General features: G+C 43.2%; 24 protein-coding genes. 10 read left to right on the top strand and 14 right to left on the bottom strand.

Going from position 1 to position 23,158, the window contains the following annotated elements; translation table 11 throughout:
* Positions 1-382: 382 nt before the first annotated feature.
* The 3 genes from lepB to ABTQ23_RS14855 form a co-directional block, all read right to left on the bottom strand.
* A complete protein-coding gene (lepB, locus tag ABTQ23_RS14865; protein WP_408616527.1) occupies positions 383-1,183 on the bottom strand; it encodes a signal peptidase I in 801 nt (266 codons plus the stop codon).
* Between the two features lie 275 nt (positions 1,184-1,458).
* A complete protein-coding gene (locus ABTQ23_RS14860) occupies positions 1,459-1,587 on the bottom strand; it encodes a hypothetical protein (RefSeq protein WP_408616526.1) in 129 nt (42 codons plus the stop codon).
* A 49-nt stretch (positions 1,588-1,636) separates the two neighbouring features.
* The gene (locus ABTQ23_RS14855; RefSeq protein WP_408616525.1) at positions 1,637-2,053 is read right to left on the bottom strand and encodes a hypothetical protein; all 417 of its coding nucleotides are present in this window, start codon (positions 2,051-2,053) and stop codon (positions 1,637-1,639) included.
* Positions 2,054-2,829: 776 nt separating this feature from the next.
* Here ABTQ23_RS14855 and ABTQ23_RS14850 point away from each other — a divergent pair.
* From ABTQ23_RS14850 to ABTQ23_RS14840, 3 genes are all read left to right on the top strand, one after another.
* Entirely contained in the window at positions 2,830-3,726 is an 897-nt protein-coding gene (locus ABTQ23_RS14850; protein ID WP_408616524.1) for an alpha/beta hydrolase, read from the top strand.
* Between the two features lie 76 nt (positions 3,727-3,802).
* Positions 3,803-4,429, top strand: coding sequence for a class I SAM-dependent methyltransferase (locus ABTQ23_RS14845; RefSeq protein WP_408616523.1), 627 nt, complete (start codon positions 3,803-3,805; stop codon positions 4,427-4,429).
* 675 nt (positions 4,430-5,104) lie between these two features.
* Complete coding sequence (locus ABTQ23_RS14840; RefSeq protein ID WP_408616522.1) at positions 5,105-5,416, top strand: hypothetical protein; 312 nt, start codon at positions 5,105-5,107, stop codon at positions 5,414-5,416.
* Between the two features lie 62 nt (positions 5,417-5,478).
* Here the strand turns inward: ABTQ23_RS14840 and ABTQ23_RS14835 are convergent, their stop codons facing one another.
* The 3 genes from ABTQ23_RS14835 to ABTQ23_RS14825 are packed head-to-tail and all read right to left on the bottom strand — an operon-like array spanning position 5,479 to position 9,627.
* Positions 5,479-6,999, bottom strand: a complete 1,521-nt coding sequence (locus tag ABTQ23_RS14835) for a DHA2 family efflux MFS transporter permease subunit (RefSeq protein WP_408616521.1) — start codon at positions 6,997-6,999, stop codon at positions 5,479-5,481.
* A 1-nt stretch (position 7,000) separates the two neighbouring features.
* Positions 7,001-8,194, bottom strand: coding sequence for an HlyD family secretion protein (locus ABTQ23_RS14830; RefSeq protein WP_408616520.1), 1,194 nt, complete (start codon positions 8,192-8,194; stop codon positions 7,001-7,003).
* 11 nt (positions 8,195-8,205) lie between these two features.
* Positions 8,206-9,627 (bottom strand): efflux transporter outer membrane subunit, encoded by a 1,422-nt coding sequence (locus tag ABTQ23_RS14825; RefSeq protein ID WP_408616519.1) that lies wholly within the window; start codon positions 9,625-9,627, stop codon positions 8,206-8,208.
* Between the two features lie 108 nt (positions 9,628-9,735).
* Here ABTQ23_RS14825 and ABTQ23_RS14820 point away from each other — a divergent pair, with 108 nt between their 5' ends.
* The 5 genes from ABTQ23_RS14820 (at position 9,736) to ABTQ23_RS14800 (ending at position 13,937) form a co-directional block, all read left to right on the top strand.
* Positions 9,736-10,335 (top strand): TetR/AcrR family transcriptional regulator, encoded by a 600-nt coding sequence (locus tag ABTQ23_RS14820; RefSeq protein WP_408616518.1) that lies wholly within the window; start codon positions 9,736-9,738, stop codon positions 10,333-10,335.
* Between the two features lie 119 nt (positions 10,336-10,454).
* Positions 10,455-10,871 carry a hypothetical protein gene (locus tag ABTQ23_RS14815; RefSeq protein WP_408616517.1) on the top strand — a complete coding sequence of 139 codons (417 nt, stop codon included), beginning with the start codon at positions 10,455-10,457 and terminating at the stop codon, positions 10,869-10,871.
* Positions 10,819-11,472, top strand: a complete 654-nt coding sequence (locus ABTQ23_RS14810; RefSeq protein WP_408616534.1) for an RBBP9/YdeN family alpha/beta hydrolase — start codon at positions 10,819-10,821, stop codon at positions 11,470-11,472. The genes ABTQ23_RS14815 and ABTQ23_RS14810 overlap by 53 nt, the downstream gene beginning before the upstream one ends.
* Before the next feature lie 17 nt (positions 11,473-11,489).
* Positions 11,490-12,803 carry a D-serine ammonia-lyase gene (gene dsdA / locus ABTQ23_RS14805; protein ID WP_408616516.1) on the top strand — a complete coding sequence of 438 codons (1,314 nt, stop codon included), beginning with the start codon at positions 11,490-11,492 and terminating at the stop codon, positions 12,801-12,803.
* A gap of 162 nt (positions 12,804-12,965) precedes the next feature.
* Positions 12,966-13,937 (top strand): zinc metalloprotease HtpX, encoded by a 972-nt coding sequence (locus ABTQ23_RS14800; protein WP_408616515.1) that lies wholly within the window; start codon positions 12,966-12,968, stop codon positions 13,935-13,937.
* A 64-nt stretch (positions 13,938-14,001) separates the two neighbouring features.
* Here the strand turns inward: ABTQ23_RS14800 and ABTQ23_RS14795 are convergent, their stop codons facing one another.
* The 8 genes from ABTQ23_RS14795 to rsxA are packed head-to-tail and all read right to left on the bottom strand — an operon-like array spanning position 14,002 to position 19,714.
* Complete coding sequence (locus tag ABTQ23_RS14795; protein ID WP_408616514.1) at positions 14,002-14,547, bottom strand: flavodoxin; 546 nt, start codon at positions 14,545-14,547, stop codon at positions 14,002-14,004.
* 54 nt (positions 14,548-14,601) lie between these two features.
* Positions 14,602-14,880: an RnfH family protein gene (locus ABTQ23_RS14790; protein WP_408616513.1), complete on the bottom strand. Its 279-nt coding sequence runs from the start codon at positions 14,878-14,880 to the stop codon at positions 14,602-14,604.
* The gene (locus tag ABTQ23_RS14785; protein ID WP_408616512.1) at positions 14,877-15,563 is read right to left on the bottom strand and encodes an electron transport complex subunit E; all 687 of its coding nucleotides are present in this window, start codon (positions 15,561-15,563) and stop codon (positions 14,877-14,879) included. The genes ABTQ23_RS14790 and ABTQ23_RS14785 overlap by 4 nt, the downstream gene beginning before the upstream one ends.
* A complete protein-coding gene (gene rsxG, locus ABTQ23_RS14780) occupies positions 15,553-16,185 on the bottom strand; it encodes an electron transport complex subunit RsxG (protein ID WP_408616511.1) in 633 nt (210 codons plus the stop codon). The genes ABTQ23_RS14785 and rsxG overlap by 11 nt, the downstream gene beginning before the upstream one ends.
* Positions 16,182-17,144: an RnfABCDGE type electron transport complex subunit D gene (locus ABTQ23_RS14775; RefSeq protein WP_408616510.1), complete on the bottom strand. Its 963-nt coding sequence runs from the start codon at positions 17,142-17,144 to the stop codon at positions 16,182-16,184. Before ABTQ23_RS14775 ends, rsxG begins: the two co-directional genes overlap by 4 nt.
* Positions 17,141-18,589, bottom strand: a complete 1,449-nt coding sequence (gene rsxC, locus ABTQ23_RS14770) for an electron transport complex subunit RsxC (protein WP_408616509.1) — start codon at positions 18,587-18,589, stop codon at positions 17,141-17,143. Before rsxC ends, ABTQ23_RS14775 begins: the two co-directional genes overlap by 4 nt.
* Positions 18,582-19,124: an RnfABCDGE type electron transport complex subunit B gene (locus tag ABTQ23_RS14765; protein WP_408616508.1), complete on the bottom strand. Its 543-nt coding sequence runs from the start codon at positions 19,122-19,124 to the stop codon at positions 18,582-18,584. The genes rsxC and ABTQ23_RS14765 overlap by 8 nt, the downstream gene beginning before the upstream one ends.
* A gap of 11 nt (positions 19,125-19,135) precedes the next feature.
* Positions 19,136-19,714 (bottom strand): electron transport complex subunit RsxA, encoded by a 579-nt coding sequence (gene rsxA, locus ABTQ23_RS14760; protein WP_408616507.1) that lies wholly within the window; start codon positions 19,712-19,714, stop codon positions 19,136-19,138.
* A 273-nt stretch (positions 19,715-19,987) separates the two neighbouring features.
* Between rsxA and nifL the strand changes: the two genes are divergently transcribed.
* Entirely contained in the window at positions 19,988-21,568 is a 1,581-nt protein-coding gene (nifL, locus tag ABTQ23_RS14755; protein WP_408616506.1) for a nitrogen fixation negative regulator NifL, read from the top strand.
* Positions 21,549-23,129 carry a nif-specific transcriptional activator NifA gene (nifA, locus tag ABTQ23_RS14750; RefSeq protein ID WP_408616505.1) on the top strand — a complete coding sequence of 527 codons (1,581 nt, stop codon included), beginning with the start codon at positions 21,549-21,551 and terminating at the stop codon, positions 23,127-23,129. The genes nifL and nifA overlap by 20 nt, the downstream gene beginning before the upstream one ends.
* Positions 23,130-23,158: the final 29 nt, after the last annotated feature.

Genomic DNA, 23,158 nt, shown 5'->3' with positions numbered 1-23,158 from the left:
GATTTTTGGCGAAACCATTATAACAGCCCCATTTGCTGCTTGCTTTTTATACCGCAAAGATCAACACGCTCTAGTTACATTTATCTTCATTACTATGGATGATTAAAGTTGTCATCTTAAGTCGTTATGCTAGTAAATCGTTAACGGTAGGAGAGCATTTGAATTGAATAGATGATTTAGATCACAAATATGCCTTTATTTTCGGTTTTAAGCTCTCTGTAACAGCACAAATTAGATTGTGAACTGAGATCGATTTGCTGTATTGACAATATTTTTATCTGTACGGTTAAATTATCACGTTATGCTGTTTTTTGGGGAGATTTTAGCCTATATGAGTAGAAAACCGCACAGCCTGCCTCATCTATTTATGAAATAGGCTTCTTTATTTGATGATTTTTCCAATTCTACCTGCATCTGGTGAAATCCAGACATACTGAGCTTTACCAAGAATGTCTCTTGCTGGAATGATGCCATAAAAACGGCTGTCTAAACTATTGTCACGCCAGTCACCTAGAAGGAAAACATAACCTTTAGGAATATGTCTTGTACTCATCGAGATGGAAAAAGGCTTCTCTCTTTGATTTTTTGGAACTTCGAGGGTTTTCTCTATCTTCCCATTTCGAAAAACTGTGCCGTTTCTTATTGATATGGTATCGCTACCTGTTGCTGCAATACGTTTAACGTAGATAACTTTTTCGTTTAAAGGTGTATGGAAGGCGACAACATCTCCAACTTTAGGATGTGAATACCGAGCAGTAACCATAATTACGTCGCCTGTTTGTAACCTCGGTTTCATTGAATTTGCCGTTACTTGATATATCTGATAACCAAACAACTGTGTCCGATAGGTCATCACTAAATGGCTACCTATAGCTAGTATTGACCAGATACAAAGGTACCAATACCATCTGTTGTATGGTTTTAACCCAAATTGTTTATTTTTAAGAGCTAGTCTGGCTGAGCTTATAACGCTAAAGAGATAGAATATGAAAACAGCAAGAATAAATAATAGAATTCCATGAAATGTTACAAGAATTCCTGATAACCCTACGATTAGAAGAATCGCACATTCAAAGATAATTAAGCATATCCCTTTCTTTAAACTACCTGCATAGATATGTCCGAGCCCGGGAGCAATAACGGATAAAGTAGCTGCCAGAAATGGGCTGCGTTTTTTATTCATATGGGTAATCCTTTACTTAAGATAAATTAGTTAAATGAGCGCAATTATCTTTGGGCTAGCAAATTGATAGGCAGCATACTTATTTTTTATAATAATAACAACAGATGCTTTTAATGTAGTTATCGATGTTCTATTTGAAATGGATATTGCGGTTAATTTAACCAATTGCTCTATTTGTCAATATCTATACTAATTATAGATATTGAGATTTTATGACAGCTTAGTAATTAATAAGCTAAGTGCTAAGGATGATGTTCGAGACCTAGGATTAAGCCTCAGAATCTGCTGAGATCTTCAAATGAACTGATTAACTCAAATCCAAGCCCTTTGATATACATCTGAGTATTCTTTTCAAGATGGTTAGTTGGGTGAGCTGCTCTGAGTTTTGCTGTTTTTGGAATCATCTTGTTGCTTTTGCTGATTGATAACTTAGGCACTTTGTTTTGAAAAGAGTTATAGGTGGTGCGGATTTAGCTCAAAAAAGAGGCTAATCACATCTTGTATATCTTCGTTGGAATGCTCTTTTAATGCTTGAATTTCTGGTGTTAAATCCCACGCATTGATATCAATGGCCCACCAACAACACCGATATTGAACACTACCTATATTTGAGCTAAGTCCCTGGTGTAAGTATTTTATGACACAACTTCGCTCTTGAACCATAAGAACATCACTAATATTTTCATACATGCCTAACCCTGTATTCTCACTAATACAAAAGATGAAATAAGCAATACATTCATTGCATTGATGATGTTTAAAAAAGTTGATGGCTTCAATAAAAGTATCGCATTGTTGCTGAGTAATATCAGCATCGTCAGGCATTGGTTGCATTGACTCTAGAAACTCTAATAGCTCTTTCTCATTCATAACTTATAATCTTAACGGTTATTGGTGAAGCTAAATCCGGTTTGGATGACGGCTATTTCGTTATTGTGCCAGATGTATAAATTTGTTGGCTAGTTGCTATTTTATGAAAAACTCTAGCCTTTAGAGTTATTGTTATGTTATAACAGTTTTTCTGAAGCACTTGGGTACATTTAGTTGTACTTGCCTTTTTTAGCCGCCGTTAAGGCGGTTTTTTCTTACCGATAGCTTGTTTCTCTTGCTTGAATTGGCTATTACGCACCCTTATAAGGACGATAAAAGGGCGCGTCAAGTAACATAATTAGCGACCAGCGCGCTATCTCTTTATCCCTTCTTAGAGTACGGTATTAGAAGTAGATATTTAATTTAAATGTTGCTGTCAGCCTATGGATTTCTCATTCAAAAAGTTTTAAAAAATGATTTGGGTAACCTATGAGAACTGATATCTCAATGATATGAGATTAAGCTAGAGGACGAGAATGATACGGCACCTTTACAGAATAGTGCTGTAGCTCAAAGCAATATTGTATTAATTTACTCTGGCAAGGGTTCATCTCCAAAATCACTTAGATTATTGCGCGCTAGATTTTGCCTCATTGCAAGGGAAGTGGTGATGGGAGTCAGTTGTCAAACTAGCAAGCAGGCACAGGGGGATTAAAACGCGGTGCTATAAAATAGCGAGGATATAAGCGTTATCACTTTTATTTTATCCTGCTGTTAGTGCGTTAAGTAAGGGGCATTGTCTGCTTAAATTAACATTCTATTTCGGCTTCATTCCAATGAAAAACTGGCTCTTATTTGTAATGTTGAGTATTGCTGTTGCATTCGTTTCACATGCGCAGCCTCGTTATTTTGCAGATGAAATCATCCCGTTGTGGGCGATGAATGCTCCTGGCGGCGGTGGTCCGCGAGGCGAGATACAGGTTAGCCGCAAAGGCGCTTTTACTCATATTGCTAAGCCGATGATGTATCTCTACCGGCCTCTCAAACCTAACGGTAAGTCAGTTTTGATTGCTGCTGGAGGTGGTTATAGACGGATTAATATGAAAAAAGAAGCCGTTCCTGCTGCGCTTTGGCTAAAATCATTAGGATATACAGCCTATATTCTTGTATATCGGCTCCCTTTGGAACATTGGCGCGATGGAAATTTAGTAGCGTTGCAGGATGCTCAACGAGCTATTCGACTCATTCGCGCCAAACATCAGCCTTTATCTTTACTCGGATTTTCAGCCGGAGCGCATTTACTCGCTTTGGCTGGATTAAAAATTCAATCCCCAAACTATCCACCGCAAGACTCAATTGATCAAATTCCAATAAAGCTCTCTGGAATTGCCATGATTTATCCTATAGTGACGCTTATGCCTCCTTATTCGCACACATCGACACACAAAGTGCTTGTGGGCAAAGGGGCAAGTTTGGAGCAAGATGCAAGGTGGTCGGTAGAAAACTATGTAACGAAAGCCTCCCCTGCAATATTTGCAGTACAAGCGGATGATGACGCTATCTCATCGGTTGAAAATACCCATATTCTTGAGAAAGTTTGCCAGGAAAATGGTGTCCCAATCGATGTTCATCTGTTTAAAACAGGCGGTCATGGCTTTGCGATGGGAAGAGCCGGAACACCAACAATTGCATGGCCTAACATGTACTTAAAGTGGCTTAATAAATTGCGATAGCTATCTGTTTTACAGTGTGATTTTAGTAAAACTACGCGCATAATGTTGCAAGTATAAGCTACTTAAGGAAGACTCAATGACCAATCCATGGTTAACCATTCCTGCATCAGATTACGAAGGACATATGAATGAAGCATCAGTTGCTCAGCTCGCTTTTTTGGCATCTGTTTTTAAACAGGCTTTAACACAATATGATAGTCACGCATTGGCTTATCTTGGCTGTGCGACAGGGAATGGTCTTGAGTATATTGACTCGACAAAAACCAAAGAGTTAAGTGTTATTGATATCAATCCTCATTATTTAGAGATAGTTAAATCTCGTTATTTTCAACAACTTCCTTTTATGAAAGTCATAGAAGCTGATTTAAATAACTATGAAGCTATTGCGAATTGTTATTCTCTCATTTTTGCAGGTTTATTATTTGAATATATTAAACCTGCTCAGTTACTTCATAAAATAGTGAATTGGCTAACACCAGATGGTGTGTTAGTTGTGGTTTTACAACTAGAACAACCGCAAAAAGAGAAAATATCACAGACAAACTATTCAAGCTTGAACAGGCTAGAATCGATTATGCGGCTTATAACTGCTAATGAATTTAAGCAATTTGCAAAAATAAATGGTTTACATGAAATTAAAGGAAATATCTGTACGTTAAAGAGTGGCAAAAAGTTTTATGTTGGTGCTTATAGTGCAAATTAATCATTTTATGCAAATAAATAGCCTCATTAAAACAGATAGTTAGCTATTTAAGATACACCAAGAGAATTTCATAGCGATTGGCAAATGCAGGGCGCATCCACTGATCGATGCTTATTTAGGTGAGTGGTTCGTACTATTTCTGGTCAAGGGCTGGGTGGGTCTTGGTGACATGTCAGCATATTAGGTGATTGTTCGTCAGTGCGATGTGATGTTTTATCGTCCTTGAAAGCCGTTTATGAGTAAGTGATACGGGCATTGAGTTGCTATAAACATATCTTATTAGCACAACAGTGATAATTTAGTTGATTAATTCGATAGTATTAAATATGCTTCGCCATGCGAAGTAAGCGGGGATCTATCTAACCCTCGATTAGCCATCGAAGCCCGCTTCTTCGCCGCTTTCATGGCTAAGGTATTCATAGTCGTTTTAATTACGATTATTTACTGATATCGAGATTAATTTAGGCTCAAAGCATGACAAAGATAGGCTTTGTCTTGGAGTATTAACTTTACTAAATTACTCAAGTATTAATATCATTTAAATAAATTCATATAGTTAGAGTTATTATCATTTTATTAAAAATAAAGATGTTTACTTTTTATAAAAAATAATTATAATTCTGCACTCTGTTATCTTCCTCAAGTTCGTTCTTCTGTTGTATTGTGGATTTTTAAATGTTGTCTTCCGCTATTTTAGAAAAAGATATTGAATATGCGATTGTTGATCTAATCGTTAATGGACTTGGGATTAGAAAGAATAAATCAAATTATCATAAAGATGAATTGCTCGAAATATTAAATGTGTTCTGCTTTATTATTAAAAAAGGCATGGATGAATTAACACAAGCAGAACGTTGTCATCTTGACAGTTTTTTACGGAAAGTTTATTCAAATAAACTTTTAAAAAAACAGGAATGTTTTACAAAGACCATCTTAAATCAAGATGAAATTGAATACCTTAAACATATCGTTAGCACTAGCAGATAGCGTTAAAGTCAGTTTGTTTTAAATCCCGAAGTACTTAAGCGAGTCTACTTCGGGATTTTTGTTTATGAAGCGGATGTTTTGACCCGTGGAGCTATCCAGATAATCATAGCCGACAGCGCAAATAGGGCTGCAATCTCCATAAAGATCTGATTTGTAGCGATCATCACACTTTGGCTCTGCAGCATGTGTTCTAGCGTCGAGCGAATATGGCTTAGATTTACACCATGATTTAACATTGCAGCGAGCACTTGATGGCTGCGATCGGTGAGACCTGCTAATTCAGCATGAACATATCGAGAAGTGTCTTCCCAACTGGTGTTAACCATTGATGTGGCAAAAGCACCGGCTAGTGACCGAATAAAATTCATCAGCCCAGCTGCTGAGTCTATTTCATGCCTGGCAACCGAGCTTAGCGCTAAAGCGGTTAGTGGCACAAAAAATAACGGCATCCCGATGCCTTGCCAAAACATTTGCAGGCTAATTTGTCCAAACGACATATCTAGCGTGTTGAAACTGCGTATAAGTGTCCAACAACCAAGCCATAATAACCCACCACAAACAAACCAACGAGGATCATATTTATTGGCTAAGTTAGCGATAACAGGCGCTAAAAAGACAGCTAATATCCCCATGGTGGCAGTCGCGTAACCGGCAATGGTTGCCGTGTAGCCCATGTAAATTTGTAGCCATAAAGGCGTGAGCACGGTGGTTCCAAAAAAAGAACCAAAGCCAAGTGCAAGCGTCATCATGCTAGCTGTGTAGCCGCGATGGCGAAAAATCTTCAAATTAATAACTGGATTTTTCTCAGTGAGCTCCCAAATTAAAAAAGATAAAAAGCCAATGGCCGCAATAACTGCCAGTACTACGATTTGTGTTGATGCAAACCAGTCGTGATCTTTACCTTCATCGAGCATGATTTGCAGTGCACCGACCCAAACAATCAGCAACAAAAGGCCAACTTTATCAATTGGTGTTTTAATTGTTTTATTTTCAAAGCGCTGCAGTAATCCCCAACAAACTAATCCTGCTGTAACAGCAAAAGGCAAATTAAAATAGAAAATATATGGCCAACTGAATTGATCGCATAAGGTGCCTCCTAAAATTGGCCCCATAATTGGCGCGATTAAGGTGGTCATGCTCCATAAGCCGATGGCTGCATGGGCTTTATCTTTGGGGAAAACTCGGATCATGAGTGTTTGTGATAGTGGCATTAGAGGCCCGCCACAAAGCCCTAAAAAGACCCGGAAGGTAACCAACATCATCATGCTTGACGATAAGCCACATAATGCTGAAAAAATCCCAAATGCTATAAGGCAAGTCACAAAGACTCTAATTGCTCCAAAGCGCGCCGATAACCATCCGGTCAACGGCACTGAGATAGCCTCCGCTACAGCATAAGAGGTGATGACGTAGGTTCCTTGGCTTGTCGATGTGCCAAGACCCCCTGCAATATTTGACACGGACACATTAGCGACTGTCGTGTCTAAGATCGCGAGAAAGTTCGCAGTTGCAAGCCCCAGCGCCCCAAGAGCCAGAGCACCACCTTTAAGGGGCTGATGCTCGGTTGTTACTTCCTGGTTCATATCAGAGCTCTTTATTGCGTTGTGTGGTCATGGCCAGTAGCGTTGTTTTGGGCGCTTGGGTATCAATGGTCACTTCCATAGAAAGACCAACACTGAGCGGATATTTTTTAAGCTGATTTGGGTCAAGTTCGATTCTGACCGGTAGACGTTGCACAACTTTAATCCAATTTCCTGTGGCATTCTGGGCTGGAATAGTTGAAAACGCCGAGCCAGTTCCGCCTGATAAGCCAGTTACAACCCCATGAAACACAACATCATCGCCATAAATGTCCGCGGTTAGTTTAACGGGCTGGCCAATTTTAACGTGCGTTAATTTGCCTTCTTTAAAATTGGCATCCACATGCATTTGGGCTACCGGGACAATCTCCATCAAGGGTTCCCCAATTTCGACACGGCGGCCAACATCAACTTGGCGTTGCGCTACGATGCCATCGACAGGAGCTCGAATGACGGTTCGAGACAAATTGACTTGCGCTTGTTTTAGCTGCGCTTGAGCTTGTAAGACTTCTGGGTTGGTCTCAACGGTTGTGTGAGCAATGAGAACTTCATTCGCTTTTTTCGAGCCGATGGTTGAAAGGCGGTTCGCTTTGCTCTGAGCCATGGCTGCTTTGGCGCTTTGTAAGCGAGCTGTTGCTTGTGCCAGAGCATTTTGCGCATTGGTTAGCTCTTCAGCGGAAACCGAGCCCGACTGCTCAAGAGCAACTCGTCTTTTATAGTCGATTTGGGCGCGTTGCAAATCAGCTTCTGCTGCTGCGACATTTGCTTTTGCGCGTTTTTCGTCGGCAGAGCGTGCATTCACAAGCGCTGAAAGCTGTTCATTTGTTGCAATGTAACTTCGCACATGACGTTTGGCGAGCGCCAGTTGGGCTTTAGCACGAGCAAACGCAAGTTTGGCATCGGTATCGTCAATTTTAACCAGCACATCACCTTTGTGGACATGTTGGGTATCTACAACTGCAACTGATTGCACAATGCCACCGATGGCTGGCGTGATCTGCGCCTGTTCGACACCGGTATAAGCGTTATCGGTTGAAATATACCGAGAGCCGATAAAATACCAGTAACTGAGCGTCGCTAATCCGACCACTATGATAACGCCGCCCAGCGCCATAAAGCCTTTTTTGCGTTTACTCGACAGAGCGTTTTGCTCATTAATTGTTTCTGATTGATTTAATTCAGAGTTAGTTTGAGTCATGTTAATAACTTCTACGATTGGGAACTTTGTTGGTAACCACCGCCGAGTGCGTGCATCAAGGCGATGTTTAAAGAAAAGGCGCGAGTTTGTAGGTCGGCCAGCTGCTGTTTAGCTTTGACAAAAACGTCTTCGGCAGTGAGTACATCTAGATAGTTGGCTAATCCGCCGTGATAGCGATCAAATGCCACTAAATAGGCTTTTTTTGCACTATCTACCGCATCTTGAGTGTGCTGGAGTCGCTGCGTTAATGAGTTGATTTTTACAACCGTATCCGCGACCTGATGCAGGGCGTGGTTAAGTGTATTGTCATAATTAGCAACTGCTTGTCGGTAACGAGCACGAGCCTGATCTAATTTGCCGTGTAATTCGCCACCTTTAAAAATGGGTAGATAGAGCGCAGGGCCGACCGAACCTGCTGTATTATTTTCTCTAAACAGGTGATTTATCCCATAAGATTGAAAGCCGAAAAAAGCAGAAAGGCTTAAGTCTGGGTAGAAGCTAGCTTTGGCGATATCACTTTGGTGAGCGCGGGCTTGAACCTGCCAACGTGCGGCAACAATATCAGGACGATGGCCAAGTAGACCGATACGGGCATTTTGCGGCAGGCCAAAATCGTGACTTAACTTAACAGTTGGACGGGTGATTTGCGCGCTGGTATCCGGCGCTGTACCAACCAATGCACTAATGGCACTTTTGGCTAGTTTTATTTGTTCAATATTGGCTGAGAGATCGGCTTGTTCTGAACTGTATGCTGATTTAGAACGATAGACAGCACCTTCATTTTCAAGACCAAAATGATGCCTTTTTTCAATGAGATTGGCAGTTTTTTGGCGAATACTCAGCGCTTGGAGAATCGTATCCTGATTGGCATATAAGCGGGTCAGCTCGGCATATTGGTTGGCGATAGCTGTTGCAAGCATTAACTTAGCAGAGGCTTGCTCCGCTTTGGCTGCTTGCAGTTGCGATGTCGCAGCCGCTACCAAGGAGCGGTTTTTACCCCAAAAATCGAAGTCATAATGAAAATCTAAACCCAGACTTGCATAATCATTCCAGCCATGAGGCGGCATGTAGGCTTGATACTGATAACTGACTTTCTGCTGTGAAGCTTGTGCATTGGCACTAATCTGTACTTTTTTAACTGCTCCCATCTCTTTGGCATAGCCTTTTGCCTGCGCAAGGCGAGCTTTGGCAATTTCAATGGTTGGCGAATCCTTAAGCGCAGTCTCAATCAGCTGATTGAGCTGTGGATCTTGATAGTGTTGCCACCAGTTCTGTTTAGGCCAGGATGAAAAGTGTTTGGTTTGAAACGAATGCTCGGTTTGATAGTTTGTCACAGCTTTAATGTCAGCTGTGCGCTTATCGTGAATCGTGGTACATCCACTTAACGCGACGACTACGGCTACCGAAAGTGTGATCCGGTAATGTTTTCCCACAATGATGTGACTCTCGTTATAAATAAACTGTACGGTTTAGTTATAATTGACAATGGGGATCGCTGTCAATTACTATTTGCTAATAATTATTCAAAGACTTGCTGTCTTATGCGACAAAAAACAGAACAAAAACGTGATGCTATCTTAGCTGCGGGTAAGGCTCTATTTCTTCAGCAGGGATATGAGAAAACTTCAATGGCTGAAGTCGCGGCGAAAGTAGGTGGTTCAAAAGCGACTTTATATAGCTATTTCTCTTCTAAAGAGGAAATTTTTAGCGCAGTGATGCAAGCTTCTGCGGTTAAAGAAATTGCGCCATCATTTAAAAAACTCGATGCTCATGCAGATGTGGCCCAAACCCTCAGTCAATTTGGCGTGAACTATCTTTATTCGACTCTCGATCCTGAAATTTTAGCGCTCAGGCGTTTAGCTCAAAGTGAAGCTGAGAGAAATGACATTGGTCGTAAATTTTTTAACCAAGGTCCTAAAATTGGCTGGCAGATGGTTGAGAGTTATCTGAAAAAACTGGGTGATTCAGGTCAACTATCAATTGATTCACCATGGCGTGCGACGATGCATTTAAAAGGCTTACTCGAAGCCGAAGTGCTTGATGTCTGCTTATTGGGTGTAATGCCTCGGCCAGATAAAACAGCTTTAAAGGTGATTGTCGATGAGGCTTTAGCTGTCTTTTTAAGGGCTTATCGACTCTAGGTAACGACTTAACTCAATCGCCAACGGCTACTTGGTCTATTGATTTACTATTTCCTTCAATTGGTAATTTTGCTGTAATGGCTCAATCGGTCATAAGGCAATTTTTGAAGGAGATGAAGATGTATCAACCACGGAAGATTGAATCACATCCCGATTGGCTCGATTCTGATGGAATAAAAATTTATACCATCAGTGTTGATAATCATAAGGTCGTTCAGCTCCCATATATCAAATACCTATCTAAAGTAAAAAAGGCCCATCGTGTCGATTGGTCGCAGACAGCCGCTTTTGTTATTTTCCATCAGGGGGCAAGCATGAAATATCTTGTGCTGGCATGGTGGGGAAATGATAACGAACTATTTACCAGTGTCAGCGTTGAGGATGAAACCGGGCATTGGATAACTGATAGCGAGCGTTACTCGTTTTGTCTTTATGACATGGAAATTATGTGGTGGGAGCGTAACAGTTATATCGAAACGATAGATTGTTCCCATCCATCCCTTAGCGCTTATCGCGCTAGTCGTAAGACTTTATAATTTTGCACTTGCTATCTATATAAAAATAAAAAGGAAATTAAACGCTATGCACACAACATTAGTCATCGTTCCAGGGCTTGGAAATTCAACGCCGCAACATTGGCAAACGCATTTAGAACAGCAATATTCTGACACAATTCGGGTGATACAAGATGACTGGGACCATCCAGAGCGAGCAGCATGGATAGCTCGATTGCAAGAAACCATCGAGCAAACTAGTGGCAAGCTAATTCTGGTGGGGCATAGTTTAGGTTCTATTGTTATCTCTCAGTGGGCTAAGAGCTATCACAATCCACGCATTAAAGCTGGATTGCTCGTGGCTCCGGCCGATGTTGATGCGCCAGATGCGTTAGATTGTATTGCCAACAATGGCCCAATTCCAACTCAACCCATTGGCTTTAAAACAATTGTTGTGTGCAGTGATAACGACCCCTATGCGCGATTGGAACGCAGTCAACTGTTTGCTAAAAACTGGGGAAGTGAGTTAATTTGTCTTAAACAAGCCGGACATATCAATGCCGATGCTGGATTTGGTCAGTGGCCACTAGCGAGTGAACTGCTCGAGCGTTTAGAGCGTGAAACTCAAGCCGTCCATTCATAAAATTTGCTGGAGAAAGTATGAGTCGTTCTTATCTTGGTGATGACTGCTTGCAGTATCTTAAACAGCGACAGAGTTTTTTGTGGTTAAATCCAAATTATCAGAATCGCTCAAGTGCGCCCCTAAAACCTGATGAGTCCAGGCTTTATGAAGCATCAGAACGGCTTTTGCGACTTGCTCCATTATTAAAAACATTATTTGGTGAGCTTGAATCTTCCGGTGGAATTATCGAATCCACACTCACCTACATAAAGGCGCTTAATCAGGCTATTGATTCGCCGCCAGGGGACTTATTTTTAAAAAACGATCATCAACTTCCTGTGGCTGGTTCAATTAAAGCTCGAGGCGGTATCTACGAAGTACTTTGTTTTGCTGAGCGGCTCGCGCTTGAAAACGGCATTATTGAAAATATCGATGATGATTACAACAAGCTTGCTGATAGTCATGCTCGTGAATTATTTAGTCGTTATCGGATTATCGTTGGTAGCACGGGAAATCTAGGGTTAAGTATTGGCTTAATCAGCTCAGCTTTGGGCTTTTCGGTGACCGTGCATATGTCAGTTGATGCCAAAGAGTGGAAAAAACAGCGCCTTCGTGAAAATGGCGTTAATGTGGTTGAACATGCGAATGAGTATTCAAATGCGGTTGCCGCGGGGCGTGAACAGGCAAGTCGCGATCCGTTTGCCTATTTTATTGATGATGAAAATTCGCCGTTATTGTTTATGGGATATGCGGTTGCTGCATTGCGTCTTAAAAATCAGCTTGAGGAAGCAGGGCGAAAAGTTGATGAGCAACATCCATTATTTGTGTATCTGCCAGCAGGTGTGGGTGGCGCGCCAGGTGGCATCACATTTGGCTTAAAAGCGATATTCGGCGCTAATGCGCATTGTTTTTGGGCAGAACCCGTTGAATCGCCTTGCTGTTTAATGGGGCTGGCAACTGCAGCAAGTGATAGCTTACCCTCGGTATCTCAGTTACAGCTAACCAATCGCACTGATGCAGATGGCTTGGCGGTTGGGTGCGCTTCTCACTGGGTTTGCAATGCAGTTCGAGACGGTGTTAGCGGCGTTTATACAGCGACAGATGATGAACTTTATCAAAAACTTAAGCAATTGCATGACCTCGCGCAAACTGATGTCGAACCATCGGCGGCTATCAGCCTTTTAGGCCCTAAACTTTTATCATCACCAACAGGCGTCAGATATTGCGACGAACATCAACTGTCAGAATATATGAGCAATGCAACTCACATCGCGTGGCTGACTGGCGGCGCTTTAGTTCCTGATGACGAATATTCTAATTACCTAAGTTTGGCCGAAAAATTTACGAAATAAGGGTTGAAATCACCTCTCTTAGCCATAATTTAAACAGTAGAAATAAGCCATCTATTTCATTTAAGTAAACAAGCGCATTAAATGGTGGTTGGATAATTAAGTATAAGAGAGGCTTTTCGGTTACAGCATTCTTTTCACTTTATGACAAAGGGGGAAGAGACGATGCAACGGGCGCTACATGATCATCCACTTTGGCAGCAACATCGATTGTTGGATTTGCTACAGTCCATTTTATTGTTAGGAATTTTGGCTGCGTTTTTAGCTTTGTTGGGCTATTTAGTTTGGGGACCTGCTGGGATTCTATTAACCATCATCGGTGGTTGCTTATTACTTGCCATTAATCCGGGCAAACATCCTCAATGGGTAATGCGTGCTTATCGAGCGCAGCCATTATCTGAGTTTGAATATCCAAAAATTTATCAGATTTGTGAAATACTGAGCCAGCGAGCAGCTCTTGAGAGAGTTCCGACGCTCTATCGGGTGCCAAGTAATAAGCTGAATGCCTTTACGATAGGGCATCCGAAAAATGCGGTGATCGGTATTTCTGATGGGCTACTTTGCCAATTATCTATGCGCGAAATTTCTGGCGTTTTGGCTCATGAGATAAGTCATATCGCGCATAACGATCTGTGGATCATGAGCTTGGGGGATATGTTAACGCGGCTCACGCAGTTAGCTGCGGTGTCAGGGCAAATTTTATTATTGGTTAACTTACCCTTGGTCTTATTTGCGGGAGTGAGTTTGAACTGGTGGGCTATTTTGTTTCTCATTGCAGCGCCTACACTAAGTGTTTTAGCGCTGTTGGCTTTGTCCCGAGCTCGTGAGTATAGCGCAGATGAAAGCGCTGCATGGTTAAGCACCGACCCATTAGCTTTGGCTCAGGCACTTAAAAAAATTGAGTATGCCAATGGTAGTTGGTGGCCACAAATATTATTGCCTAAACGCTTTGGCCTTAGTTCATCACTGTTTCGTACGCATCCAGAAACTAAAAAACGGGTGCAACGCTTAGAACAGCTGAGCCAGCGTATTGACTCTAATGAGCGAATTGTTTTGGCTGATAAACCAGAATATTGGTTTCGACCCTTTGTTCATTCTTTTAATCGGCCTTACGACTTCTGGCACGATTGGTTGTAAATGTGTAAATGAAAAATGGCCCTAAAAGGGCCATTTTTATCACAAACATTTTAATCAAAGGTGATTAAAGGCCTAATTCAGGTTTGATTGTTTCAACCCATTGGTTAATACGTTCTTGCGTTAGGTCAGCTTGATTATCTTGATCAATGACCAATCCGACAAACTCTTTGCTCTCATCATCGAGAGCCCCTGAGCTGGTAAATTCATAACCAGCTGATGGCCAACTGCCAATCATGGTTGCGCCAGCATCAGAGAAAATGTCATAGAGCTCACCAAGCGCATCAACAAATTCATCTGCATACCCCATCTGATCGCCTAGACCAAACATTGCGATTTTTTTGCCGCTAAAATCAGCGTCATCCATATTTTGATCAACAAATTCTTGCCAGCTTTCAGTTTCAGCTTGAGCATCTAATCCTGGTAGTTCGCCATCGCCTAACGTTGGAGTACCAAGAATGAGTACATCATAACCCATTAAATCGTCCAAAGAGACGCGGTTGATATTGACAGGTTTAGCAACTTGTTCGTCATTGAGCGCTTTGTGGATCCATTTAGCTACTTTTCGTGTATTGCCGGTGTCAGTTCCGAAGAAAATGCCTACTTGGGCCATAATGTATTACTCCTTCACATTCTGTAAATTTGAAACAGTTTTTGTTATTTAGAATTAATCGTCATCTTCATCATCGTCGTCGTCATCTTCATCGTCGCTTACTACGCGCTCGATAGGACGATAAATTTCTACTCGAGCACCATCTGTCACTGGAGTGTCCAGCGCACAAATTTTGCCGAATATTCCTACTTTGCATTGCTCAAGATTTAGCTCTGGAAAGTCATTTAAAACATTTGAGCGGATAATGGCTTCTTGCACATTGATTGGGTCAGCAACCTCTAGCGCAACCCATTTGCCTTTATTCCCTGCTGCATGCGCGACTGAAATCTTCATGATGCCGACTCCATAGAGGTGCGGCTAAGTGCCTGTTGGCGCTTCGCCACTAACTTATCAACCAATCGGTGACCAACAATCAGCAGCCCTAGGAAGAAGAAACCGCCACTTGGTAAAATCGCCGGCAAGAATCCTTTGTAGTGAGGCAAAACGGTAATTTCCATCCACGTGAAATGTGCCCCTAAAAGTAAATCTGCATGGCTAAATAGCGTACCTTGACCGATAATTTCGCGGGCACCACCAAGGAGCACTAACGCGAAGGTGAAACCAATTCCCGTGGCAAAACCATCAACTAATGATGGAACGGGTGAGTTTTTCGATGCGTAACTTTCAGCACGGCCGAAAATGGCGCAGTTGGTCACGATCAATGGAATGAACAGACCTAGAATTTTATGCAGATCATGTACCCAAGCATTCATCGCTTGGTCTACTAATGTCACCAAGGCTGCAATAATAATGGTAAAAACAGGGATCCTTACTTGCGGTGTGACTAGCCCTCGAATCATGGAGATACATAAGTTAGAAAGCATAATAACCACAAGCGTTGCCAGCCCCATCCCTAAGCCATTGGTTGCTGAGCTTGTGACCGCGAGAGTGGGGCAAAGGGCTAATGCCTGTTTTAATACGACGTTGTTAGGCCACAATCCTTCGTACACTTGGCCTAGATATTCTTTAATCGCCATTAGCTACCTCCTTATGGTGAATAAATACAGTGCTGTTTTGACGGAACATCTCTAATGTCTGTCGAATCCCTTTAACAACGCCACGAGGCGTGATCGTGGCACCAGTGAATGCAGAGAAATGCCCACCATCTTTGGTGACTAACCATTGTGATTCGGGCGGTTTTTTAAGCGATAATCCTGCAAATTGTAAAATCCAGTTACTTTTATCTGCTTCAATCTTATCGCCAAGCCCAGGGGTTTCGTTGTGTGCTAAAACACGCACACCTGTTAACACGCCATCAGGTTTGATGCCAATCATCAGCTTAATCGCACCGGAGTATCCTTGCGCGATGCTGTTAAAGATAAATGCTGAAGGCGCGCCATTTTTGGTCGCCAGGAAATAATCGACGGTTTGACCGTTGGCGAGTGTTAACTTAATTTCGTGTTTGCTTGGGTCATTGTCATAAAGTGATTTAGGCAGAACCTGCTGAATTTTGCTTAACTGGTCGTTGTGTTCTTGAATCGTAATGAGTGGACCAATCCAACGATTAGAGAGCATGACTAACAGTGCGACCACCAATGCAAAGATTGCCAGAGTGAGGGCCTGAGTGTGGGCCGGTTTAATGGTAATTGTATCGGTCATGATTTTCTCCGCTCGGTGTTGTGTCCGTATATGACAGGACGGGTGTAATGCTCAATCAGCGGATTAATGCCGTTACATAATAAGATGGCGAATGCAACGCCTTCAGGGTAATTGGCAAATTGGCGAATTAGCCAGACTAATAGTCCGAACGTTCCGCCATAGATCCACTGTCCCAAGCGTGACGAGGGCGCTGTTACCGGATCTGTCACGATAAAAATCGCAGCAAAAACCAGCGCACCTGATGTCAGTTGCTGCAACGGCGGAAGGTTGTGTGCAGGTGAAAATAAGTACATCAACGTTGCTGGGATCATGCAGCCTAGTAGGCTGGATACAACGAGCGGGTACTCAATAACACGTTTATAGAAAAGATAAGCACCACCAATCACCAATGCCACAATAGATGTTTCGCCCATACTCCCGGCGGTATCACCAAGCAGTAATTTAGTCAGTTTAACAATGTGATAGCCTGTTTCGTGGGCAAGTGGTGTGGCTGCTGTGATGGCATCAGCGCCCATCATATGCCAGCTATGCAACGATGGTTCTGGCCAATGAGTCATTTCAACTGGAAAAGCAATGAGCAGAACAACTCGAGCGAACATCGCCGGGTTAAATAAATTCTGTCCTAACCCGCCATAGCATTGTTTGCCAAAAGCAATGCCCAGAGCACTGCCCAGCGCACCCATCCAAACTGGCGCATGGGGCGGTAAACTCATTGCTAAAATAATGGCGGTTACAATAGCTGAGCCATCGCCTAAGCTACCCTGGCAATTGGAGTTGATTTTATGGCAGAGCCATTCTGTGACTACTGCTGCAATAACGCATCCCGCTGAGAGCATTAACGCTTGTGGGCCAAACAGGTAAATTGAAAATAACCAAGCTGGAGCGAGCGCATACAACACATAACGCATCATTTGCGGAATTCGCACCCCAAGGTGAGTAAAGGGGGCTTGCAACATCATACGGTTTCCTCCTGCGTAGGACTATTTCGCCGAGATTTACGTTTTGCAGCTTTAGCCGCTTTGGCGGCTTTTTTCGCTTCGGCTTCAGCAGCTAGACGTTGCTGATGTTCGGCTGCACGTTGACGTGTTGTTTCAGATTTCGTAGTCATGTAACGCTGTTTTTTAAGTTCAAATTTGCCCCAGTTGAAACTAGCTGTTAGCGGCAGTGATGCCGGACAGACATAAGCACACGCCCCACAAGATAAGCATTGTGAAAGACCATGAGTTTTAGCTTCGTCGAATTGCTCATGCTGGACTAAAGGAAGTAAATGAAGGGGCTGTAATTGCATTGGACAAACTTGCGCGCAGCGACCGCAACGCAAGCAACTGGATGGAACTGAAATGTCACTCTCAGTTTCATCTAACATTAAAATGCCACAGGTGCCTTTGACAATTGGCTGGTGGACATTGGTTATCATTCTGCCCATCATCGGGCCACCCATAATTTGTTGGGTTGGGGTCTGAACTAATCCCCCACATTGGCTAATCAAATGGGAAATAGGTGTTCCGATGGGAGCGAGAATATTTCGTGGTTCACTGATTGCGCGGCCACTGACAGTGACAACTCGGTGTGTCATCGGTCTGCCAAAACGAATCGCTTCAAAAACAGCAATGCAACTTGCAACATTATGGACAAGAACGCCATAGCTCGCTGAACGACGTCCTTCTGCCAGTTGGATCCCCGTCAGAGCACGAATAAGCTGTTTCGATGAACCTAATGGGTACAATGCCGGAAGCGGATGAACATGAATATTGTCATCTTCATTGGTTGCCGAGATCATTGCATCAATTGCTTCGGGTTTATTTTTTTCAATGCCAATGATGGCTTGCTTGGCCTTGGTTATCTGCATTAGCAGACGAATTCCCCCGACGATCTGAGCTGATTGCTCGCGCATCACTCTGTCATCACAGGTCATGTAAGGTTCGCATTCACTGCCATTAATTAGCAGTGAGTCGATGTCATATTTGTCACATAATTCGAGCTTATCGTACAAAGGAAACATCGCTCCGCCCATCCCAACGATTCCAGCGTTTTTTATGAGCTCAAGCATTAGCGCTGGATCATTGGTTGGCGTTTCTTTAATCGGTTGTGGTGGCGGTGGGGTTTGCACCATATCCGGTTTAATTTCAATCTGTTGTTCATCCACACTGACCACGCGGCCATTTAAAGGCGCATGAATAGGGGCGCAAAATCGACCATTCGCGCAGGCGATTAACTGTCCGGCTGAAACTGCATCGCCTTCGCTAACAACCGCAATGGCTTTGGCACCAGGATGTTGTTTCAGTTGTAGATACAATCTTGGTGGAAGCTCATTCAAACGCTCGATAGGCTGATTGCGAGTGAGTGATTTCCCATCATCAATGGGGTGAACGCCCCCGGAAATATTTTTCGCAAAATTAAACATGACTTTCTTCCAATTGCAGCGAGTGAAGGGAAGGTTTTGGCATAGGGTTGATAAGATGCGGATCCTGATACAAAGCAATGCCATCATGCGGGCAGACAGCGATGCACTGTTCACAACCCGTACAGGCATCAGCCACGATGCCATGTAACTGTTTAGGCGCACCAATAATGGCATCAAATGGGCACTGTTTTAGACAACGTCCACAGCCATCGCATTTCTCAGTGTCAATCCCTGCAACCATCCCGACAGCTTTATCTCCATCGGCGCTCAGTGTGACTCCTAATTTTTCGGCAATTTGGTTATTAACCATTGAGGAGCAAAGAGGGCAACCGTTTGCTGGTAGTTCATTGGCAACCATTGCTTTGGCAGCTTCTGAACAGCCAGGAAAACCGCATTGACCACACTGTCCGTTGGGCAGTAAGTCAGTGATTTCGGCTTCAAGTGGGTTTTTCGCAACATACCAACGGATAGCTGCAATCCCAAGAAGGTAGCCAACAATTGCAGCCAATAGTGGAAATGCAAGTAAATTTATCATCGCAACTCTCCTTATTTGGCCATTCCTGCAAACCCGGTAAATGCCATCGCCAGTGTGCCAGCTGTGATAAATGCAATTGGATTTCCGGCGAAAATTTTCGGTACTTCACTTAACGATAAGCGCACGCGCAGACCAGCAAACATAACAATCACTAACGTAAAACCAACCGCGCTGGCAAAGCCATACACCACACTTTGAGTGAATGTCAGTTGTTCCTGAACAATTAATAATGCAACCCCTAAGACGGCGCAGTTTGTGGTGATAAGCGGTAAGAAAATGCCCAACACACGGTGCAGTGCAGGGCTTTGTTTGGCGATATATAACTCAGTTAACTGAACCATAACGGCAATGACCATAATCATGGTCAGCAGGCGAAGGTATCCAAGCCCTAGTGGCTCAAGAACGCCATACTCTAATAACCAAGTTGCGATTGAACTCATGGTTAAAACGAAGGTTGTGGCAAGCCCCATACTAAAAGCCGAGTTGATATCTCGACTAACCCCCATAAATGGGCAGAGCCCTAAAAAGCGCGCAAAAATAACGTTATTCACCAGCACATTTGCGACAAATAACAACAGCAAGGTTTGCATGGTTCATCTCATATAGTGACATCGAATAAATTCCATATTGCGAAAGTTATGCCAATGATAAAGTGCACAGTAAAAGTGCATTTTTGGTCAAATTTGAATCAATATAGAGCAACTTTTTAATCGATAAATCAGGTAGAAACGACCAAACACCTATATATAGTATGGTTTTTGTAAGGGCGCGGTTTATGCATCAATTCGCTATAGCCGATGAGCGTTTCCGGCTAGCTCTAACAAATTGTCAGGTTTCGTACAGTGTCATTCAAGGAGGCCTTTATGGCAGATGTAATGCAACCAACCTATCGTGCGATAGATTGGGCTAAGCAATTTGGAGAACTGCTTAGCAGTGTGCCAGAAGGATTATTTTTGCAAGTGGTAGAGCAGGCCCCAATTGCGATTTCTATTACCGATTTAAACGCGAATATCTGTTATGCCAATCAGCGTTTTTCTCAGCTAACTGGTTATTCCTTAAAAGAGCTAAAAGGACAAAATCAGCGCATGTTGTCCTCTCATCAAACGCCCAAAGAGTGCTATCAAAGGCTGTGGAAGCATATCACCTCTGGTAAGGTATGGAGCGGAAAGCTAGTCAATCGTACTCGTGGTGGAACTGATTATTTAGCTGAAATTACGATTGCTCCTGTTTTTGATTCCACAGATGCAATCAGCCATTTTATTGGAATTCAAAGAGATATTAGCCAGTCTTATCAGCTTACTCAGGAACTGAGTAATCAAAAAGCAGATTTTGAGTCAGTGCTTAATGCCACCGATAGTTTAACGGTTGTGTTTGATGAAAATGAAAAAGTCATTTTGGATAACTTGGCTTATAAAACCATGCGCACCGATTTAAGTGGTGTCGAACCGCTTAGTTTTATTGCTCAGCAGATGCAATTGCAGTTGCAGATGCCGCTTAACGACTTACTGGCTTCGCACGAGCAAGTTACCATTGAATATTGGGTGCGCGGCGAAAAGAAATGGTTATCCCTCAGTTGTCAGCCGCTGGCGCATGTCAATGAACAGGCGAGCCATTATTTTAGCCATGATACACAGCGCTTGTATGTGTTAATCGCGCAGGATTGTACTGCCGATCATCAGCTTTTGGTGCAAAACCACTTAGAACAGCTGCAAGGGCAGTTATCTGATAGCAAAATGTTGGCTGCTATTCGCGAGACACTGCAGACCGCCGCATATCAGTTAAGCCAACCGATTAATTTGCTTTATGCTATGGCGAGACTGAATCACCCACTGAATGATACATCTAGCGATTCATCCAAGGCTTTACACGAAGTCCTCACCAGTGCTGAACAAGCGCTAACAACCATTCAAGGCAGTATGCCTCGTCTTAAACCAGAAGTGCCCGTGTGTTTTGAAGTGAGTCTACTAATTGAAGATTTAGCGCTATTGGCTAATAGCCGTGCGCGACGCATGGGTGTCACCGTGCAAATGGGATGGCGTATTAACGCCACGATATTTGCACCAAGAATTCGGATTTTAAGTGCATTGGATTTAGTGGTTGAACATGCACTGGTTGCCGCTGTTAACGGCGGCCGCGATAAAGAAAACCACCAACCAATGGTAAATATTGCGTTTAGCACTGACGAAGACCTGGTCAGTGTACGTGTTGATGATAACGGGCCACTACTTTCCAAAGAGGCTTGTCATCGTATTATGCAGCCATTTTATAACCGGGAGTCGTTACGCAATGAATTTGGGTTAGGGCTGTGTCTGGCACGGGATGTGATTTTGGAAAACAGCGGAACGATGGATGTTGTTCCAATCGACAGCGGTGGTAGTCGCGTTATTTTAACGCTGCCCGTTGTCCAAGAAGAGGAGGCTTTTGATGACAGTGAAAACGATTGAACATGAATTTTCTTCACGCCAGCAATTAATTGCATTACAGCGTTTAAGTTTAGTCATGAGCAGAACGCTTGATTTAGAAGAAGCTCTTTCTCAGATGTTGGCCTGTCTTCAAGAACAGGTATCTATGCAGCTTGGGATGGTTGCGTTGTATAACCCCGATCAACAGGCGCTGATGTTGGAAAAACTTTATGGCGTATCTGCGGAAGTGAGTAAAGATGTCTCGCAAATTCGCTACCGCTTAGGTGAAGGGATATTGGGGCAGGTGATGCGCCAAGGCGAAGCGGCGGTTGTCGTCAAACTTGAGAATGAACCGCGCTTTTTAGACCGACTTAATGTCTATGACTATCAGTTGCCGTTTATTTGTGTGCCAATTTTAGGTCCGGATGCCAAACCATTTGGTGTATTGGCCGCACAGCCGATGGAGAATCATCCAGAGGAGCTGTCTGCCAGAACGCGATTTTTAGAAGTCGTTGCGAATTTGGTTGGACAAACCGTGCGCTTAGTCGGTCAGGCTAAATCGCAACACGAAGGGCTAATTGAAGAGCGAGATCAACTGCGCCGAAAAGTTCGTTCTCAGTATGGTTTTGCCAACATGGTGGGCAAAACGCCAGCGATGCGGCAGGTCTTCTCAACTGTTCGACAAGTTGCAAAATGGGATACAACCGTTTTAATTCGCGGTGAAAGCGGCACTGGGAAGGAGCTGATTGCTAATGCAATTCACTACAACTCCCCGCGTTCTAATCAGAGCTTTGTGCGCTTAAACTGTGCGGCATTGCCAGAAAACTTATTAGAAAGTGAACTGTTTGGTCATGAAAAAGGGGCTTTTACTGGGGCGATGCGCCAGCGAAAAGGACGTTTTGAACAGGCCGATGGCGGAACCATTTTCTTAGATGAAATCGGTGAGATCAGTGCGTTATTTCAAGCCAAGTTGTTGCGTGTTTTACAAGAAGGCGAGTTTGAGCGAGTCGGTGGCAATGAAACTCTCAAAGTGGATGTTCGAGTAGTGACGGCGACCAACAAAGATCTTGAGGAAAAAGTGCGCGACGGAGAGTTTCGTGAAGATTTGTATTATCGACTCAATGTGATGCCCATTGAACTGCCACCACTTCGCGAACGAATTGAAGATATCGATGCGCTGGCTGAGTTTTTGTTAGATAAGCTCAGTAAGAAACAGCACCGAAAACTCCATATCAGCGAAGGTGCCGTGCGGTTGCTGATGGCTCATACATGGCCAGGTAATGTTCGAGAGTTGGAGAACTGTTTAGAGCGAGCTGCGGTATTAAGTGAATCGGGATTAATTGATCGCGATATGATCATTTTAGAAAAATCGCCGATGCAACCGAAGCCGCAACCGAGTGCAAGTGTTGCAACCAATCCTATTTCGCATTACAGCAGTGCGGTTTCACCGCAAGATGAAAATTTAGATGAACGTCAGAGGGTGATAGCAGCACTTGAAGCCAGTGGCTGGGTTCAAGCGAAAGCTGCCCGTATTCTTGGTATGACACCGCGCCAGATAGCTTATCGTATTCAGGTTATGAATATAAAAATGAGACATCTGTAGGGTCTGCGACAATGTCGGGATGATGCGCG

The organism is Celerinatantimonas sediminis (assembly GCF_046054195.1).
Classification (GTDB): Bacteria; Pseudomonadota; Gammaproteobacteria; order Enterobacterales; family Celerinatantimonadaceae; genus Celerinatantimonas.
The sequence above is the reverse complement of the archived record's forward strand: the minus strand, read 5'-3'. Positions and strand labels throughout refer to the sequence as shown.

What these genes read in the sequence shown, in the direction of transcription:
- lepB (WP_408616527.1), bottom strand. Translation starts at nt 1,183, where the DNA reads ATGAATAAAAAACGCAGCCCATTTCTGGCAGCTACTTTATCCGTTATT.
- ABTQ23_RS14860 (WP_408616526.1), bottom strand. Translation starts at nt 1,587, where the DNA reads ATGATTCCAAAAACAGCAAAACTCAGAGCAGCTCACCCAACTAACCAT.
- ABTQ23_RS14855 (WP_408616525.1), bottom strand. Translation starts at nt 2,053, where the DNA reads ATGAATGAGAAAGAGCTATTAGAGTTTCTAGAGTCAATGCAACCAATG.
- ABTQ23_RS14850 (WP_408616524.1), top strand. Translation starts at nt 2,830, where the DNA reads ATGAAAAACTGGCTCTTATTTGTAATGTTGAGTATTGCTGTTGCATTC.
- ABTQ23_RS14845 (WP_408616523.1), top strand. Translation starts at nt 3,803, where the DNA reads ATGACCAATCCATGGTTAACCATTCCTGCATCAGATTACGAAGGACAT.
- ABTQ23_RS14840 (WP_408616522.1), top strand. Translation starts at nt 5,105, where the DNA reads ATGTTGTCTTCCGCTATTTTAGAAAAAGATATTGAATATGCGATTGTT.
- ABTQ23_RS14835 (WP_408616521.1), bottom strand. Translation starts at nt 6,999, where the DNA reads ATGAACCAGGAAGTAACAACCGAGCATCAGCCCCTTAAAGGTGGTGCT.
- ABTQ23_RS14830 (WP_408616520.1), bottom strand. Translation starts at nt 8,194, where the DNA reads ATGACTCAAACTAACTCTGAATTAAATCAATCAGAAACAATTAATGAG.
- ABTQ23_RS14820 (WP_408616518.1), top strand. Translation starts at nt 9,736, where the DNA reads ATGCGACAAAAAACAGAACAAAAACGTGATGCTATCTTAGCTGCGGGT.
- ABTQ23_RS14815 (WP_408616517.1), top strand. Translation starts at nt 10,455, where the DNA reads ATGTATCAACCACGGAAGATTGAATCACATCCCGATTGGCTCGATTCT.
- dsdA (WP_408616516.1), top strand. Translation starts at nt 11,490, where the DNA reads ATGAGTCGTTCTTATCTTGGTGATGACTGCTTGCAGTATCTTAAACAG.
- ABTQ23_RS14800 (WP_408616515.1), top strand. Translation starts at nt 12,966, where the DNA reads ATGCAACGGGCGCTACATGATCATCCACTTTGGCAGCAACATCGATTG.
- ABTQ23_RS14795 (WP_408616514.1), bottom strand. Translation starts at nt 14,547, where the DNA reads ATGGCCCAAGTAGGCATTTTCTTCGGAACTGACACCGGCAATACACGA.
- ABTQ23_RS14790 (WP_408616513.1), bottom strand. Translation starts at nt 14,880, where the DNA reads ATGAAGATTTCAGTCGCGCATGCAGCAGGGAATAAAGGCAAATGGGTT.
- ABTQ23_RS14785 (WP_408616512.1), bottom strand. Translation starts at nt 15,563, where the DNA reads ATGGCGATTAAAGAATATCTAGGCCAAGTGTACGAAGGATTGTGGCCT.
- rsxG (WP_408616511.1), bottom strand. Translation starts at nt 16,185, where the DNA reads ATGACCGATACAATTACCATTAAACCGGCCCACACTCAGGCCCTCACT.
- ABTQ23_RS14775 (WP_408616510.1), bottom strand. Translation starts at nt 17,144, where the DNA reads ATGATGTTGCAAGCCCCCTTTACTCACCTTGGGGTGCGAATTCCGCAA.
- rsxC (WP_408616509.1), bottom strand. Translation starts at nt 18,589, where the DNA reads ATGTTTAATTTTGCGAAAAATATTTCCGGGGGCGTTCACCCCATTGAT.
- ABTQ23_RS14765 (WP_408616508.1), bottom strand. Translation starts at nt 19,124, where the DNA reads ATGATAAATTTACTTGCATTTCCACTATTGGCTGCAATTGTTGGCTAC.
- rsxA (WP_408616507.1), bottom strand. Translation starts at nt 19,714, where the DNA reads ATGCAAACCTTGCTGTTGTTATTTGTCGCAAATGTGCTGGTGAATAAC.
- nifL (WP_408616506.1), top strand. Translation starts at nt 19,988, where the DNA reads ATGGCAGATGTAATGCAACCAACCTATCGTGCGATAGATTGGGCTAAG.
- nifA (WP_408616505.1), top strand. Translation starts at nt 21,549, where the DNA reads ATGACAGTGAAAACGATTGAACATGAATTTTCTTCACGCCAGCAATTA.